Origin of the sequence: Mycobacterium europaeum, from assembly GCF_002102155.1 — a bacterium.
Lineage (GTDB): Bacteria > Actinomycetota > Actinomycetes > Mycobacteriales > Mycobacteriaceae > Mycobacterium > Mycobacterium europaeum.
The window spans coordinates 32,603-48,069 of the sequence record NZ_LQOU01000039.1; the positions used below are offsets into that span (position 1 = coordinate 32,603).

Annotated in this window: 16 protein-coding genes; 5 read left to right on the forward strand and 11 right to left on the reverse strand. The window is 69.0% G+C overall.

Annotated features, from left to right (window positions below; translation table 11 throughout):
• Window positions 1-40 precede the first annotated feature (40 nt).
• The gene (locus tag AWC03_RS17755; protein ID WP_085242037.1) at window positions 41-871 is read left to right on the forward strand and encodes a thioesterase family protein; all 831 of its coding nucleotides are present in this window, start codon (window positions 41-43) and stop codon (window positions 869-871) included.
• Here AWC03_RS17755 and AWC03_RS17760 read toward each other — a convergent pair.
• Genes AWC03_RS17760 through dapB form a run of 3 tightly spaced genes read right to left on the reverse strand, consistent with a single transcriptional unit; the run spans window position 868 to window position 2,520 of the window.
• Complete coding sequence (locus AWC03_RS17760) at window positions 868-1,323, reverse strand: flavodoxin family protein (RefSeq protein WP_085242038.1); 456 nt, start codon at window positions 1,321-1,323, stop codon at window positions 868-870. The genes AWC03_RS17755 and AWC03_RS17760 overlap by 4 nt on opposite strands.
• Window positions 1,320-1,775 carry a hypothetical protein gene (locus AWC03_RS17765; RefSeq protein WP_085242039.1) on the reverse strand — a complete coding sequence of 152 codons (456 nt, stop codon included), beginning with the start codon at window positions 1,773-1,775 and terminating at the stop codon, window positions 1,320-1,322. The genes AWC03_RS17760 and AWC03_RS17765 overlap by 4 nt, the downstream gene beginning before the upstream one ends.
• A 7-nt stretch (window positions 1,776-1,782) precedes the next feature.
• Window positions 1,783-2,520: a 4-hydroxy-tetrahydrodipicolinate reductase gene (gene dapB / locus AWC03_RS17770; protein WP_085242135.1), complete on the reverse strand. Its 738-nt coding sequence runs from the start codon at window positions 2,518-2,520 to the stop codon at window positions 1,783-1,785.
• Between the two features lie 104 nt (window positions 2,521-2,624).
• Here dapB and AWC03_RS17775 point away from each other — a divergent pair, with 104 nt between their 5' ends.
• Window positions 2,625-3,971 carry an HNH endonuclease signature motif containing protein gene (locus AWC03_RS17775; protein WP_085242040.1) on the forward strand — a complete coding sequence of 449 codons (1,347 nt, stop codon included), beginning with the start codon at window positions 2,625-2,627 and terminating at the stop codon, window positions 3,969-3,971.
• Window position 3,972: 1 nt separating this feature from the next.
• Here the strand turns inward: AWC03_RS17775 and AWC03_RS17780 are convergent, their stop codons facing one another.
• Both AWC03_RS17780 and AWC03_RS17785 read right to left on the reverse strand, forming a co-directional pair.
• A complete protein-coding gene (locus tag AWC03_RS17780) occupies window positions 3,973-5,055 on the reverse strand; it encodes an NAD(P)H-dependent amine dehydrogenase family protein (RefSeq protein WP_085242041.1) in 1,083 nt (360 codons plus the stop codon).
• A complete protein-coding gene (locus AWC03_RS17785; RefSeq protein WP_085242042.1) occupies window positions 5,052-6,059 on the reverse strand; it encodes an aromatic ring-hydroxylating dioxygenase subunit alpha in 1,008 nt (335 codons plus the stop codon). Before AWC03_RS17785 ends, AWC03_RS17780 begins: the two co-directional genes overlap by 4 nt.
• 167 nt (window positions 6,060-6,226) lie before the next feature.
• Between AWC03_RS17785 and AWC03_RS17790 the strand changes: the two genes are divergently transcribed.
• Complete coding sequence (locus tag AWC03_RS17790; protein ID WP_420845681.1) at window positions 6,227-6,802, forward strand: TetR/AcrR family transcriptional regulator; 576 nt, start codon at window positions 6,227-6,229, stop codon at window positions 6,800-6,802.
• A 71-nt stretch (window positions 6,803-6,873) separates the two neighbouring features.
• Window positions 6,874-7,323 carry a GNAT family N-acetyltransferase gene (locus AWC03_RS17795; protein WP_085242136.1) on the forward strand — a complete coding sequence of 150 codons (450 nt, stop codon included), beginning with the start codon at window positions 6,874-6,876 and terminating at the stop codon, window positions 7,321-7,323.
• Window positions 7,324-7,339: 16 nt separating this feature from the next.
• Here the strand turns inward: AWC03_RS17795 and AWC03_RS17800 are convergent, their stop codons facing one another.
• Window positions 7,340-7,801 carry an SRPBCC family protein gene (locus AWC03_RS17800; RefSeq protein WP_085242044.1) on the reverse strand — a complete coding sequence of 154 codons (462 nt, stop codon included), beginning with the start codon at window positions 7,799-7,801 and terminating at the stop codon, window positions 7,340-7,342.
• 100 nt (window positions 7,802-7,901) lie between these two features.
• Between AWC03_RS17800 and ald the strand changes: the two genes are divergently transcribed.
• Entirely contained in the window at window positions 7,902-9,017 is a 1,116-nt protein-coding gene (gene ald, locus AWC03_RS17805) for an alanine dehydrogenase (RefSeq protein ID WP_085242045.1), read from the forward strand.
• Here ald and AWC03_RS17810 read toward each other — a convergent pair.
• From AWC03_RS17810 to AWC03_RS17830, 5 genes are all read right to left on the reverse strand, one after another.
• A complete protein-coding gene (locus AWC03_RS17810; protein ID WP_085242046.1) occupies window positions 9,014-10,039 on the reverse strand; it encodes a nitronate monooxygenase in 1,026 nt (341 codons plus the stop codon). The two genes, ald and AWC03_RS17810, sit on opposite strands and share 4 nt — an antisense overlap.
• 4 nt (window positions 10,040-10,043) lie before the next feature.
• Window positions 10,044-11,411 (reverse strand): M16 family metallopeptidase, encoded by a 1,368-nt coding sequence (locus AWC03_RS17815; RefSeq protein WP_085242047.1) that lies wholly within the window; start codon window positions 11,409-11,411, stop codon window positions 10,044-10,046.
• Window positions 11,398-13,686 carry a polyribonucleotide nucleotidyltransferase gene (locus AWC03_RS17820; protein ID WP_085242048.1) on the reverse strand — a complete coding sequence of 763 codons (2,289 nt, stop codon included), beginning with the start codon at window positions 13,684-13,686 and terminating at the stop codon, window positions 11,398-11,400. The genes AWC03_RS17815 and AWC03_RS17820 overlap by 14 nt, the downstream gene beginning before the upstream one ends.
• A gap of 342 nt (window positions 13,687-14,028) precedes the next feature.
• Complete coding sequence (gene rpsO, locus AWC03_RS17825) at window positions 14,029-14,298, reverse strand: 30S ribosomal protein S15 (protein WP_066995824.1); 270 nt, start codon at window positions 14,296-14,298, stop codon at window positions 14,029-14,031.
• 136 nt (window positions 14,299-14,434) lie between these two features.
• Window positions 14,435-15,412, reverse strand: coding sequence for a bifunctional riboflavin kinase/FAD synthetase (locus AWC03_RS17830; protein WP_085242049.1), 978 nt, complete (start codon window positions 15,410-15,412; stop codon window positions 14,435-14,437).
• Window positions 15,413-15,467: the final 55 nt, after the last annotated feature.

A 15,467-nucleotide genomic window follows, 5' to 3' on the forward strand; every position in this document is an offset into this window, starting at 1 on the left:
CGCGCAGGTTTCACCGTCGGAGTGTCCTATCGTCATAGCGGTGACGAATGATTCCGCCGTTACGCCCGAGGCATTCTTCACCGTCGACGGCGACTCGTATGTCCCGGGCGCGATGACCCGGGGGCCGTGGGGCGCCGCGATGGGGGGCCAGATCGTCGGCGGCCTGTTGGGTTGGGGCATAGAACGATCCGGCATCGAGCCCGACTTCCAGCCGGCCCGCCTCACGGTCGACCTGCTCCGTCCGGCGTTGCTCGAACCCGTGCAGATCCGGACCTCGGTGCAGCGGGAAGGCCGGCGGATCAAGCTGGTCGACGGCGCCCTGGTGCAGAACGGAAACACCGTCGCGCGGGCCAGCGCGCTGTTCCTGCGGCGCGGGGAACATCCCGACGGTGCGGTGTGGTCGGCACCCCTGACGATGCCGCCGCTGCCGGCCGACTCCGAGGGTTTCCCGGCCGAGATGCCGTTTCTGATCTGGGGTTACGGGGCCACCGCGGCGGGAAGTCCGGGCATCGCGGCCGGCGAGTGGGAACAGTCGCATTCCCAGAAGTTCGCCTGGACGCGGCTGTTTCGCCCGATGGTGCAGGGCCACCCACTGACCCCGTTCACCCGCCTGGCCTTCGTCGGTGACGTCACCAGTTCGCTGACCCATTGGGGCACCGGCGGATTGCGCTACATCAACGCCGACTACACGGTCACCGCCAGCCGCCTGCCCGACGGTGAGTACCTGGGCCTGGCCGCGCAAAGCCATTACGGCACGGCCGGGGTGGCCACCGGCGCCGCCACCTTGTTCGACCGGCACGGCCCGATCGGCACCAGCTCGGCACTGGCCCTGGCCCAGCCGGCCGAGGCGTTCCGGCCGGAATTCTCCTAGTCCATCAGCTGGGCGGCAACCGTCGCGCCGAGTTCCCAGCAGGCCTGCAGGTCGCCCTTGTCCGGCTTGCCCGAAACCACCACGGTCTCCGCGGCTTTCGTCCAGCCCAGGCCGGTGGTGATCGACATGACGCCGCGCTCGGCGCCCTCGGTGCCCTCGTTGCCGTGCAGGTAAAGGCCGAACGGGCGCCCGCGCGTCGAGTCGAGCAGCTGGTAGTAGGCGCAGTCGAACGCGTGCTTGAGCGCCCCGCTCATGTAGCCCAGGTTGGCGGGGCTGCCCAGCAGATAGCCGTCGGCGCTCAGCATCTCGGCCGGCGACACGGTCAGCGCGGGTCGCCGGATGACCTCGACACCCTCGATCTCCGGATCGGTGGCTCCGGAGACGACCGCCTCGAACATCTCGTGGCAGTGCGGGGACGGTGTGTGGTGGACGATCAGCAGCGTCTTGCTCATGGGCGGCCCTGCAATTCGAGCGCCGTCTTCATCGCTGCCCGCGCCCGGCGGCGATCCCCCGCGTAGTCGTACGCGCGGGCGAGCCGGTACCAGCGCCGCCAATCATCGGGGTGGTCTTCGACTTCGGTGCGCACCTCGGCGAACAGTGCGTCGGCGGCGTCCCGCTCGATGCGGCCCGAGGCCCGCCGTGGCAGCGCGCTGGTGTCGAGCTCCATGCCGTCGGCCGCGATCAGGTGGGCCAGCTTCTGGTGGGCGAACCCGTTGCGCAGGGTCGCGATCATCGCCCACAGCCCGATCACGGGCATGATCAACACCGCCAGGCCCAGCCCCACGGCGGCCGCCCGGCCCGAGGCGATCAGCGCGACGGCCATCCGCCCCAGCAACACGAAGTACGCCAGCATCGCGACGCACATGAACGCGATGAGCAACTGGGTGCGCAGTGCGGCGCTCATCGCCGGTTCACTGCAGGTCGAGCAGGGGCTCGAGCCCCACGGTCAGGCCGGGCCGTTCCTTGACGCGCCGCACCGCCAGCAGCACGCCCGGCACGAACGAGGTGCGGTCCAGGCTGTCGTGACGGATGGTGAGCGTCTCCCCCTCGGTGCCGAACAGGATCTCCTGGTGGGCGACCAGCCCGGCCAGCCGCACCGAGTGCACCGGGATGCCGTCGACGTCGGCGCCGCGCGCGCCGGGCAGGCTGGTGCTGGTGGCATCGGGGTTGGGCGGCAGGCCTTTTCGCGCTTCGGCGATCAGCTTCGCGGTGCGCGCGGCGGTACCGGACGGGGCGTCGGCCTTGTGCGGGTGGTGTAGCTCGATCACCTCCACCGACTCGAAGAAACGCGCCGCCTGCTTGGCGAAATGCATCGACAGCACCGCGCCGATCGCGAAGTTGGGCGCGATCAGCACCGAGGTGTCGGGCTTTTTGTTGAGCCACGCCTCGACCTGCTGCATGCGCTCGGCGGTGAAGCCGGTGGTGCCGACGACGGCGTGAATCCCGTTGCCGATCAGGAACTCCAGGTTGCCCATCACCACGTCGGGATGGGTGAAGTCGATGACCACCTCGGTGTCCGAGTCGGTGAACAGGCTCAGCGGGTCGCCGGCGTCCACCTCCGCGGACAGCGTCAAGTCGTCGGCGGCCTGCACGCCGGCCACCATCGCCGAACCGACCTTGCCTTTGGCTCCCAAGACGCCTACCCGCATGAGGTTCACCCTAGACCGGGCCGATTCATCCACAGTCGGGTGTTTATCCACAGCGGTCGCTTTCTCGGTGGTGCTCGGCGGAGGCTCCCCGATAGTGTTCGAACATGGGTTCGATCGAGCTTCCGTCGGAGGTGGCCGCCGCCCTGGAGGCGCGGGACGCGGCCGACGCGGCGCTCCGCGAGCTGAACTTTGACGCGCTGAGCCCGGTGGTCAGGCTGCGGGTGCTGGAGTGTCTCGAGACCTCGCGCCGGCGGCAGGTCGCGACGAGTCATGACCTGATCGCGGGGCTGGCGCGCGAGGATCCCGGCGACCTGGGCGGGCCGGTTCACAAGGTCATCGGGGACTGGTTGCGGATCAGCTATGCCGAGGCATGCCGTCGAGTTCGGGACGCGAGACAGCTATCGACGCGCCTGACCCTGACCGGCGAGGTGCTGCCGCCGGAGTTGCCGGCCACCGCCCGGGCGTGGCGGAACGGCCTTCTTGATGGTCAGCACCTGCGGGTGATCCAGACCTTCGTACGCGACCTGCCAGACGCCACACCCGCCGATCAGGTGGATGCGGCCGAGCGTTTCCTGGCCCGGCAGGCGGTGGGCCTGCGTCCCGACCAGTTGCAGAAGGTCGCGAACCAGTGCGCGGTGCGGATCAACCCCGACGGAAAATTCTCCGGCGCCGACCGCGCCCGGCAGCGCGGATTCACCTGGAGTGGCCAGCGCATCGACGGGATGAGCATCGGCAAACTGGTCGCTTCCCCGGAGTTGCGGGCCAACCTGGATGCCTGGCTGGCGCGGTTCGCCGCGCCCGGCGCGTGCAACCCGGACGACGAAAAGCCCTGTGTCGACGGCGAACCCAGCGACGAGTCGGCGAGCGGCGACGTGCGCAGCCACGCGCAGCGCCAGCATGACGCGCTCAACGCGTTGGTCCGGGGCCGACTGGGCGATCCGAAACTGGGCGCGCACAACGGGTTGCCGGTCACCGTCATCGTCTCCACCACGCTGCAGGAGCTGACGGCGGGCACCGGGCGGGCGGTCACCGGCGGCGGAACGGTGCTCCCCATGCGCGACGTGATCCGGATGGCACGCCATGCCTACCACTATCTGGCCGTCTTCGATCAACACTCCGGGCGCCCGCTGTATCTCGGCCGGACGCGGCGAATCGCCACGCCGGACCAGCGTATCGTGTTGTACGCGAAGGACCGCGGCTGCACGCATCCCGGCTGTGATGCGCCCGGCTACTGGTGCGAGGTCCACCATCTCGACGACTGGGCCACCGGCGGCCCGACCGACGCCGACAACATCGCGTTCGCCTGCACGCCGCACCACAAGCTGATCGACAGGGGCTGGCGGACAAGGAGACTCCCGAACGGGCGCACCGAATGGATACCGCCGCCGCAACAGGGCCGCGGCCCGGGCACCAACGACTACCACCACCCGGAACGGCTTGCGGACCCTTGACCTAGATCTTGAACCGCCCCGCGAACCCGCGCAGTGGCAGGTCGGCGCTGGTGATGAGTCCCGGCGGCGCCGCGACGACCGATTTGATCGAGGCCAGCGCCGGCATGCCGGTGACGGTCATGCCGATGGAGGCGAAGTTGTCCGGGTTGGACAGGTCGACGCCGGGCTTGGGGAAGATCATGTGTTTGTTGTAGATGCAGGGGTCGCCCTTGATCTGGGTGATGTAGCAGCCCTTGATGTTCCAGCTCGGGTCGGTGTGCGGGGTCATCTGCCATTCCAGGTGCGTCTCGACCCGGGGCACGCCGTCCACCATGCCCTGGTACTTGATGTAGTTGCCGCCCAGCGAGCCCTTGGGCAGGGTGTACCAGCCCAGATCCACGTCCTTGGTGCAAGCGCCGAGCTCGTAGCTGAACTTCACCTCGTCGAGGGGCAGGTCGAAGCAATCGGCCATCATGAGCACGCTGTCGGCGAACACGCGGGTGTACTTCTCCAGCTTGGCCGGGATTTCCGGATCGTCGACCGGCTGGCCATAGCCCACCTCGATCCAGGTGTCCTTGGAGTGGTGGCATGACACGTCCACGGATTCGATCGTGGTGACGTTCTCGATGTCGGCGACGTCGGCCGAACACACCACGCCCAGAATCTGGTTCAGGCCCGGGTTCATCCCGGTCCCGTAGAACGTCGCGCCGCCCTTTTCGCAGGCCTCGGCCAGTAGCCGGCTCACCGGCTTGCCCGACGGGTGCGGATGGTTTTTGTCGCGGTGCCAGCCGGTGATCCAGTCGGCGGTGGTGACGACGTTGATGCCCGCCTCGAGCACCTTGACATAGAGGTCCTCGTCGGGGAACACGCCGTGGAAGGTGAGTACGTCCGGCTTGGCGGCGATGATCTCCTCGATGGTGCCGGTGGCCTTCACCCCGTTGGGCGCCACACCGGCGAGCTCGCCGGCGTCCTTCCCGATCTTCTCCGGCGAATAGCAGTGCACGCCAATGAGTTCCAGGTCGGGCTGGGTCGCGATCCGCTTGATCATCTCCGAACCGACGTTTCCGGTGGCCACCTGGAACACGCGGATCGGTGCGCTGGTCATTGCATTGAGCCTTCCTGTGATGCGAACGCCTCGGGGTAGAACTGTTTGGCCCACTTGCGAATTGCGGTGAAACCCTGGTACTCGTCGGTGGCCAGTGCCGGCGGGTCCGAGTAGCGCTGGTGCCGCCAGATCTCGATGTCCTGTTCGAACTGCCGGATCACTTCGCGGCCGAACTCGGCCGCCTTGCGCTCGGCGCGGTCGGGGTCTTTACCCGGCGTCCGGCCGATGTAGACCATGAACCGGACGTCGCAGGTGAACTCGTCGACCGGGGTGACCGCGGAGATGGTGCGGTTGTCGATCATCCCCCAACTCTTGGTCACCGCGATGCCCAAGCCGCCGTTGATGGCCTCGACACCGCTGTTGACGTCCTCGATCTTCTGCCCGTCGTCACCTTCGAACGTGATGGTGAAGTCGACGAACGACACCGGTTCGGCGAAGTCATGACGGGTGAACACGGGCACGATGGGCGTGTTGTGCACGAATTTGAAATGCGCGAAGTCGACCCCGTTTTCGAGCACGTACTGGGGATGCAGCTCCAAGGCCTGCCGATACAACCGCTGCTGCGGGTAGTAGTCGTCGGCGCTGCTGCCGTCGCCGAACGCGGCGAAGACGTCCGGCGCGTCGAAATACGGCTCACGGCGCTCGACGTCGTGCCAGATGTAGACCGAGGCGTTGCGCTCCACCACGGGGTAGGTGCGGATGCGACGGCCCCGGTTGGGCCGGTCCTGGTAGGGAATGCAGACGTTGCGGCCCTCCTGGCTCCATTGCCAGCCGTGGAACGGGCACTGCAACACCTCGCCGACGACCGTGCCGCCATAACCCAGATGCGCGCCGAGGTGCTCGCAGTAGGCGTTCATCACGGTGAGCTGACCGGACTCGGCCCGCCACGCGACCATCTCCTGCCCGAAGTACTTCATCGTGTGCACGTCGCCCACGCCGATCTCGTCGGACCAGGCGACCTGGAACCAGCCGGTTGGTGTCATCGACAACGGCGGCTTAGCCATGCGGGATCCCTCCTTGGCAGAAATGATAGGCGGGACGCTCAGCCAAATCAAAGTACCCTCTATGAAACCCTGGGGCGCGCTAGGCTCGGCAGATGACTCGGCAGGTTAGCCCGGCCGGAACCGCGAGCCGGCGCCCCAATCGGCGTGGCAACGCCACGCGAGAAAGCATGCTCGAAGCCGCGCTCAAGTCGTTGGCCTCCGGCGACCCGGGTTCGGTGTCGGCCAACCGCATCGCCAAGGAGATCGGCGCCACCTGGGGCGCCGTGCAGTACCAGTTCGGCGACACCGACGGTTTCTGGGCGGCCGTGCTGCACCGCACCGCCGAACGGCGCGCGGCGACATTCTCGACCCTGTCGACCCCGGTCTCACCGGACGCGCCCCTGCGCGAGCGGGTCGGCGCGATCGTCGACACCCTCTACGACGGGTTGGCGTCGCCGGATTCCCGGGCGATCGAGAACCTGCGGGCGGCGCTCCCCCGCGACCCCGGCGAGCTCGAGCGCCTGTTCCCGCGCACCGCCGCCGAGCTGTTCTCCTGGGGCAAGAGCTGGCTGGAAACCTGCCAGAACGCCTTCGCCGGCCTGGACGTCGACCCCGATCGGGTGCGCGAGGTGGCCGCCCTGATCCCCGGCGCGATGCGCGGCCTGGTGTCCGAGCGGCAGCTCGGCTCCTACGCCGACCTGGACATGGCGCGGCGCGGCCTGACCAACGCGCTGGCCGCCTACCTGGAGCAATCACGTCCGTGACGACCGGCGACATCCCGTGCGACATCGCGATCCGCCGAGCCGCCCCGAGCGATCTCGCCCGGGTCGCCGAGATGCACTATCCGGTCTGGCGGCAGTCCTGGGCCGGCGTGCTGCCGGACGCCACGCTCGACCTCCTCGGATCGCCGCGGCGCTGGGCCATCCTGGCGTACCCGGGCATTCTGCGGCGCAGGCGCTGGAGCATGTGGCTGGCCGAATCCGGTTCGCGGACAATCGGTATGACGATCTTCGGCCCCGATCCCGCGAACCCCGAGCAGATCGAACTCGATTCGCTCTACATCGCCGCCGACCGCCAGCGCCACGGTGTCGGAATGCGCCTGCTGGCCACGGCCCTGACCGAGAGCCCGCCCGGAGACGTCGTCCTGTGGTGCGCCGAACACAACACTCAGGCGCGACTCTTCTACGAGAAGAACGACTTTCGCGCCGACGGGCGCACCCTGGACTGGGAGCCGCTGCCCGGTGTCAAGATCGCCCATCGGGGCTATCGGCTCCGTCGGCGTTAGCTTCGGCGGCCGCCGGCTACTCGGACTCGGCGCGCTGCTTGAGGCGCTGCAAGGTGAGCCGGATGTGTTCGGTGTTGGCGGCCACGCGATCCGGAACACCGGTGGCCCTGCCGGCGAGCTTGCGGAACCAGCGGGGCCTGCGGTCCCAGGTACTCTCGGTGACCCGGCAGCCGCCGTCGGCGGCCACGATGTCGTATTGCCAGCGCGCGATCGGAAGGACGGTGTGTCGCACATCGAACGCGAAGACGCGGCCCGGTTCCGCGTCGGTGACGTTGCACGTGGTGCTCCAGCGTCGTTTGCCGCTTTCGTTGTGACCGGTGAACACGGCCCCGGGCCGCGCGGCATCGCCTTTGCGCCACTCCATCGCCACCGCCTCCTCGGCGAACGAGGCCAGCGTCGGCAGGTCGGTGAGGAGCCGATACACCACCTCGGGGCGGGCGTCGACCTGCACGGTGGCCGTCACGCACGGATCAGTCATCCGCCGATCATAGCCAGCACGCGCCGGATCCCACCGTGATTGCGGCCCCTCCGAACTTTCTCCACACTTGAGTGCGAACCGTCCAGAGCGAGGGGCAAGCATGCGAGTCGGCGTACCGACCGAGACCAAGGTCAACGAGTTCAGAGTGGCCATCACCCCTGCCGGCGTCGCCGAACTGACCCGCCGCGGCCACGAAGTGCTCGTGCAGGCCGGCGCCGGGGACGGGTCGTCCATCCCCGACGACGAGTTCAAGGCGGCGGGCGCCCGATTGGCCGACTCGGCCGAACAGGTGTGGGCCGAGGCCGACCTGCTGCTCAAGGTGAAGGAACCGATTGAGCCCGAGTACGGCCTCCTGCGCCGGGATCAGGTGCTCTTCACCTATCTGCACCTGGCCGCCTCCCGCACCTGCACCCAAGCGCTATTGGCTTCCGGCACAACGTCGATCGCCTACGAGACTGTGCAGGCGGCCGACGGCACGTTGCCGTTGCTGGCGCCGATGAGCGAGGTCGCCGGCCGGCTCTCGGCCCAGGTCGGCGCCTACCACCTGATGCGCACGCACGGCGGCCGCGGCGTACTGATGGGCGGGGTCCCGGGCGTCAAGCCGGCCGACGTCGTGGTGATCGGTGCGGGTACGGCCGGCTACAACGCCGCCCGGGTCGCAAACGGCATGGGCGCGAACGTGACGGTCCTCGACGTCAACATCGGCAAGCTGCGCGTGCTCGATGCCGAATTCGGCGGACAGGTCCGCACGCGCTACTCGTCGGCCTACGAGCTGGAGGGCACCGTCACGCGCGCCGACCTGCTGATCGGCGCGGTCCTGTTGCCGGGCGGCAAGGCACCGGAGCTGGTTCCCAATTCGCTTGTGGCACAGATGAAGCCGGGCGCGGTGTTGGTGGACATCTCCATCGACCAGGGCGGCTGTTTCGCGGATTCCCGGCCGACCACACACGACGACCCGACGTTCGCCGTGTACGACAAGCAGTTCTACTGCGTGGCGAACATGCCCAGCGCGGTGCCCAAGACGTCCACCGTGGCGCTGACCAATGCGACCATGCCGTACGTGCTCGAACTGGCCGACCGCGGCTGGCGGGCGGCGTGCCGATCGGATCCCGCTCTGGCGAAAGGCCTTTCGACGCACGACGGCGGGCTGCTGTCCGAACCGGTGGCCACCGACCTGGACTTGCCGTTCACCGATCCGGCGGGCCTGCTGACCTAATCGCGCTCCACCAGGCTGTCGATGATGTCGGCCGCCGGCCCCGCCTTCGCCTCCTTGAACGACGTTCCGGCCCACAGCGGTATCCCGTTCGGGTCCTCCAGGGCGGCCGCCGCCTCCCGGATCGGGGTGGTCATCTGGTTGACCTCCGGGTAGCCCAGCGGCGCCACGTTGTCGAGCAGGCGGGTGAAGTTGTTCTCCAGGCCGCGCGCGTAGCGGCCCGAGAAGGCGCGCGTGACGACGGTGGTGCCGAAGACCGGATTCTTCAGGGCGGTGCGGTGCGCGGCGCTGGTGCCGGCTTCGTCGCTGAGCAGCAGCGCGGTGCCGACCTGTGCGGCAACGGCGCCCCGGTGCAGCACCGCCGCGACGTCGCGCGCGGTGCCCAGCCCACCGGCCGCGATGACCGGGACGTCGTGCGCATGGCGGATGCGGTCGATCAGATGGTGCAGCGATTCATTGCTGGGCTCCATGTCGGGGGCGAACGTGCCCCGGTGCCCGCCCGCGTCGGGGCCCTGCACAATCAGGCTGTCCGCGCCGGCGGCGACGGCCACGCCCGCCTCGTACACCGACGTCACCGTGACCATCACCAGCAGGCCCAGCGCCCCCAGTCTCCGGATGACGTCGGGTGGCGGGACACCGAAGGTGAACGAGACCAGCTCGGGCCGCACGTCGGCCACCACTTCGAGCTTGCGCTCCCAGTCGTCGTCGTCGCCGTATTGCGGGTGTCCGACCTCGACCTGGTAGTAGTCGGCGATCTCCTCGAGTTCCTCGGCGTAGTAGTCCAGCGCCACCCAGTCCGCGACGCTGGGCTGGGGAACGAACAGGTTGACGCCGAGCGGGCCGGTGGTGGCCGCGCGCGCGGCGGCGATGTCCTCGGCGAACCGCTCCGCGCTGCGGTGGCCGCCGGGGACGAAGCCGAGCCCGCCCGCGTTGGACACCGCCGCGGCCAGCTCGGGCGTGCCCGGTCCGCCGGCCATCGGCGCACCCACGATGGGCACCATGATGTCCCAAAAGCCCAGTACCACGGAGCTAATTTACCATCGCCCGAAGTCGTTGGGGCAGTGACCGTTTGGAGGCATAGGGCCCCAGGACGGCGGCGCCGTAGGGCTGGCTCAGCAGCCGGCGGGCAACCGCGTTGACCTCCTCGACCGTCACCTGGTCGATTTGCCGCAGGGTGTGCTCGATGCTGCGGTGCTCGCCGTAGTTCAGTTCGTTGCGGCCCAGACGGCTCATCCGCGAGCTGGAATCCTCCAAACCGAGGACCAGCCCGCCGCGCAACGACCCCTTCGCGATGCGGCACTCCGCCTCGGTGATGCCGTCGCGGGCCACCGACTCGAGGACCTCGTTGGTGACCTGCATCACCTCGGCGAACCGCTCGGGCTGGCAGGCGGCATAGATAGACAGCGCGCCACTGTCGGCAAAGATGTCCACCGTCGAGTAGACCGAGTAGGCCAGCCCGCGCAACTCGCGAACTTCTTGGAACAGCCGGGAACTCAGGCCGCCGCCCAGCGCGCTGTGCAACACCGACAGCGCCCAGCGGTGCCGCCAGCTACGCCCCGGGGTACGCACGCCCAGCGACACATGGGTCTGCTCGGCGTCCCGGTTGCCCAGCATCAACCGGGGCTGTCCGGTCACCCGTCCGGCGCCCTTGCGCGGGGCGATGGGCCGGCGCCCGCGGACCAGGTGCGGCCCGAAGTGCATACGCACCAGCGCCACGACCTCGTCGTGGTCGACGTTGCCGGCCACCGCGACCACCATGCGGTCCGGCGTGTAGCGGCGCACGTGGAACGAGTGCAGCTGCGTCCGGGTCATCGACGACACCGACTGCGCGGTGCCGATCACCGGCCGGCCCACCGGGTGATCGCCGAACATCGCGCCCAGGAACATGTCCCCCAGCGCGTCCTCGGGGTCGTCGTCGCGCATCGCGATCTCTTCGAGCACCACGTCGCGCTCCAGCTCGACGTCTTCGGCGGCGCAGCGGCCGTTGAGCACGACGTCGGCCACCAGGTCGACGGCCAGCTCCAGGTCGCTGTCGAGCACGTGCGCGTAGTAGCAGGTGTGCTCCTTGGCCGTGAAGGCGTTCAGCTCCCCGCCGACGGCGTCCATCGCCTGCGCGATGTCCACGGCACTGCGGGTGGGCGTCGACTTGAACAGCAGATGCTCGAGGAAGTGGGCCGCGCCCGCCACGGTGGCACCCTCGTCGCGCGAGCCGACGCCGACCCAGACGCCGACGGACGCGGAGCGCACCGATGGCAGGTACTCGGTGACGACCCGCAGACCGCCCGGAAGCGTGCTGCGGCGCAGCGCGGACTGGCGGTCCGGTTCCGCCGTGGCGGTGTGCTTGCCGCGCCGCAACGCGGCGACAGCCGCTGGCCTTCCTGGGTCAGCTAGCGGCATCGGCTGGCGTGGCCTCCTGAGGAGCCCCGGCATCGGCCGGGGCCGCGGCGTCTTCCTCGACCAGCACCAGCGAGATCTTGCCGCGCTTGTCGATGTCGGCGATCTCGACCCGCAGTTTGTCGCCGACGTTGACGACGTCCTCGACCTTCGCGATGCGCTTGCCCTTGCCGAGCTTGGAGATGTGGACCAGGCCGTCGCGTCCCGGCAGCAGCGACACGAACGCACCGAAATCGGTGGTCTTGACCACGGTGCCGAGGAACCGCTCGCCCACGGTGGGCAGCTGCGGGTTGGCGATGGCGTTGATCCGGTCGATCGCCGCCTGCGCCGAGGGGCCGTCGGTGGCGCCGACGAACACGGTGCCGTCGTCCTCGATGGAGATCTGCGCGCCGGTCTCCTCGGTGATCGCGTTGATGACCTTGCCCTTGGGCCCGATCACCTCACCGATCTTGTCCACCGGGACCTTGATGGTGGTCACCCGCGGCGCGTAGGGGCTCATCTCGTCGGGCTCGTCGATGGCCTCGGCCATCACCTCGAGAATGGTCAGCCGGGCGTCCTTGGCCTGCGCCAGCGCGCCCGCCAGCACCTGGGACGGGATGCCGTCGAGCTTGGTGTCCAGCTGCAGCGCGGTGACGAACTCCTTGGTGCCGGCGCACTTGAAGTCCATGTCGCCGAACGCGTCCTCGGCGCCCAGGATGTCGGTCAGGGTGACGAATCGGCGCTCGGCCTTGCCGTCCACCTCGACGTCGTCGGAGACCAGCCCCATCGCGATGCCGGCGACCGGCGCCTTCAGCGGCACCCCGGCGTTGAGCAGCGCCAGCGTGGACGCGCACACCGATCCCATCGACGTCGAGCCGTTGGAACCCAGCGCCTCGGACACCTGGCGGATCGCGTACGGGAACTCCTCGACGCTGGGCAGCACCGGGATCAACGCCCGCTCGGCCAGCGCCCCGTGCCCGATCTCGCGGCGCTTGGGCGAGCCGACCCGGCCGGTTTCACCGGTCGAATACGGCGGGAAGTTGTAGTGGTGCATGTAGCGCTTGCTGGTCTCGGGCCCCAGCGAGTCGATCTGCTGGGCCATCTTGACCATGTCGAGGGTGGTCACTCCCAGGATCTGGGTCTCGCCGCGCTCGAACAGCGCGCTGCCGTGCGCCCGGGGCACGATGGCCACCTCGGCCGACAGCGCGCGGATGTCGGTGACACCCCGGCCGTCGATGCGGAAGTGGTCGGTCAGGATGCGCTGGCGAACCAGCTTCTTGGTCAGCGAGCGGAACGCGGCGCCGACCTCCTTCTCGCGGCCCTCGTAGGTCCCAGAGGCGCCGGCGAGCCGCGTGAGCACCTCGGCTTTGAGCTCGTCGGTGCGCGCGTCGCGCTCGGCCTTGCCGCCGATGGTCAGCGCCTTGGCCAGCTCGTCGGTGGCCACCGAGGCCACCGAGTAGTAGACGTCTTCGCCGTAGTCGGGAAACGTCGGGTAGTCGCCGGTGGGCTTCGCGGCCGCGTCGGCCAGCTCCTGCTGCGCGGTGCACAGCGCGGCGATGAACGGCTTGGCGGCCTCCAGGCCCTCGGCCACGACGGTCTCCGTCGGCGCCTGGGCCCCGCCCTCGACGAGCTCGATGACGTTCTCGGTGGCCTCGGCCTCGACCATCATGATCGCGACGTCGACGTTTCCGGGCGCACCGCCCTGTTCGCCGACGATCCGGCCCGCCACCACCATGTCGAACACGGCCCGCTCGAGCTGCTCGACCGTGGGGAAGGCGACCCAGGTGCCGTCGATCAGCGCCACCCGCACGCCCCCGATGGGACCGGAGAACGGCAGGCCGGCCAGCTGGGTGGAGGCCGACGCGGCGTTGATCGCCAGCACGTCGTACAGGTCGTTGGGGTCCAGGCTCATGATCGTCACCACGACCTGGATCTCGTTGCGCAGGCCGGAGACGAACGACGGCCGCAGCGGGCGGTCGATCAGCCGGCAGGTCAGGATCGCGTCGGTGGAGGGGCGGCCCTCGCGGCGGAAGAACGAGCCGGGGATGCGGCCGGCGGCGTACATCCGCTCCTCGACGTCGACCGTCAGCGGGAAGAAGTCGAAGTGCTCCTTGGGGCTCTTGCTGGCGGTGGTCGCCGACAACAGCATGTTCTCGTCGTCGAGGTAGGCGACGACGGCGCCGGCGGCCTGCTGGGCCAGCCGGCCGGTCTCGAAACGGATGGTGCGGGTGCCGAGGCTCCCGTTGTCGATAACGGCGGTTGCCTCGAACACGCCTTCTTCAATTTCAGCGACAGACATAGGTGTCCGTACGGCCTCTCTGGGTATTCAGCTTTTTCGCGTGGTCACGCGCAGGTAACCCGAGAGCTTCCTAAGGAGAGGAAAGAGTCTGAATGCGGCTACGGCCATCGATCGAAGCTGCCGACCTGCCCCAGATCCGGAGAGCCCGGCAGCCACTACCGAAGACCGCCCGATGCAGACCGGGCTGCTCCCTGGTGACGTGCGCAGTGACACGCTGGAACGGCACACGCGGATCTGCGTGACCGCACCGTTTGCTCGGGCCGAACCGGCCCAGAACGCTCCTACTCTACATGGCGAACTTGCGCCGCCGGCAGGGCTTCGCCGATTGGCGGTTTCCGAGCGTCAGCGACGCAGACCCAGACGCTCGACCAGCGAGCGGTACCGTTCCACGTCGATCTGAGCGACGTACTTGAGCAGCCGGCGCCGCCGACCGACCAGCAGGAGCAGGCCCCGCCGGGAGTGGTGATCGTGCTTGTGCACCTTGAGGTGCTCGGTCAGGTCGGCGATCCGTTTGGTCAGCAGCGCGACCTGGGCCTCCGGGGAACCGGTGTCGGTGTCGTGCAGGCCGTAGTTGCCCAGGATTTCCTTTTTCTGCTCGGCTGTCAGCGCCACGAAACATCTCCATCAATTGGGTGCCGCGAAAAAACGTGTACGTGGCCGCCGCGGACTGCAGCACACGCCATATCGGGGGGCGAGTCTATCAGCGGCTGCGACCCCGGCCGAAATCCCAGGCCGGCGCCGCCCCGGATCAGTCCCGCGCCGAGAGCATCGCGCGGGCCCGCTCGGTGTCGTTGCCCATCGCGTCGATCAGGTCCTGCACCGAGTCGAACTTGGTTTGCCCGCGGATGCGGCCGACGAAGTCCAGCGCCACGTACTGGCCGTAGAGGTCGGCGGCGGTGTCCAGCACGAAGGCCTCGACGGTGCGGGTGCGTCCCGAGAACGTGGGGTTGGTGCCGACGGACACCGCGGCGTGGTAGCGCTCGCCCGGGACGACGGTGCCGGTCACCGGCCCGTGCCCGAGCAGGGTGAACCACGCGGCGTACACGCCGTCGGCCGGGATCGCCGAGTACATCGGGGGCGCCACGTTGGCGGTCGGGAAGCCCAGCTCCATGCCCCGGCCCTCGCCGCGGACGACGACGCCCTCGACGCGGTGCGGGCGGCCCAGCGCCTCCATGGCCGTCACCACGTCACCGGCGTCCACGCAGGACCGGATGTAGGTGGAGGAAAACGTCACCGTCTCGTTGCTGTGGTGCTCGGACAGCAGCGACATGGCCTCGACCGCGAACCCGAAGCGCTCCCCGGCGCGCCGCAGGGTCTCGACATTGCCGGCCGCCTTCTTGCCGAACGTGAAGTTCTCCCCGACCACGACCTCCACCACGTGCAGGTGTTCCACCAGCAGCTCGTGGACGTAGCGCTCCGGGGTCAGCTTCATGAAGTCACTGGTGAACGGCATCACCAGGAAGACATCGATGCCCATCTCCTCGACCAGCTCCGCGCGCCGCGTCAGCGTCGTCAGCTGCGCCGGGTGGCTGCCCGGGTAGACCACTTCCATCGGGTGCGGGTCGAAGGTCATCAGCACGGTCGGCACGTTGCGCGCGCGCCCGGCCTTCACCGCATGCGCGATCAATTCGGCATGGCCCCGGTGCACCCCATCGAACACGCCGATGGTGAGCACGCATCTGCCCCAGTCCGTGGGAATCTCGTCTTGGCCGCGCCACCGCTGCACGAGGGCAAGCCTACGGCCACCCGCCGTCCGCCGGGAGATCCGCCGCCGCGAGGGT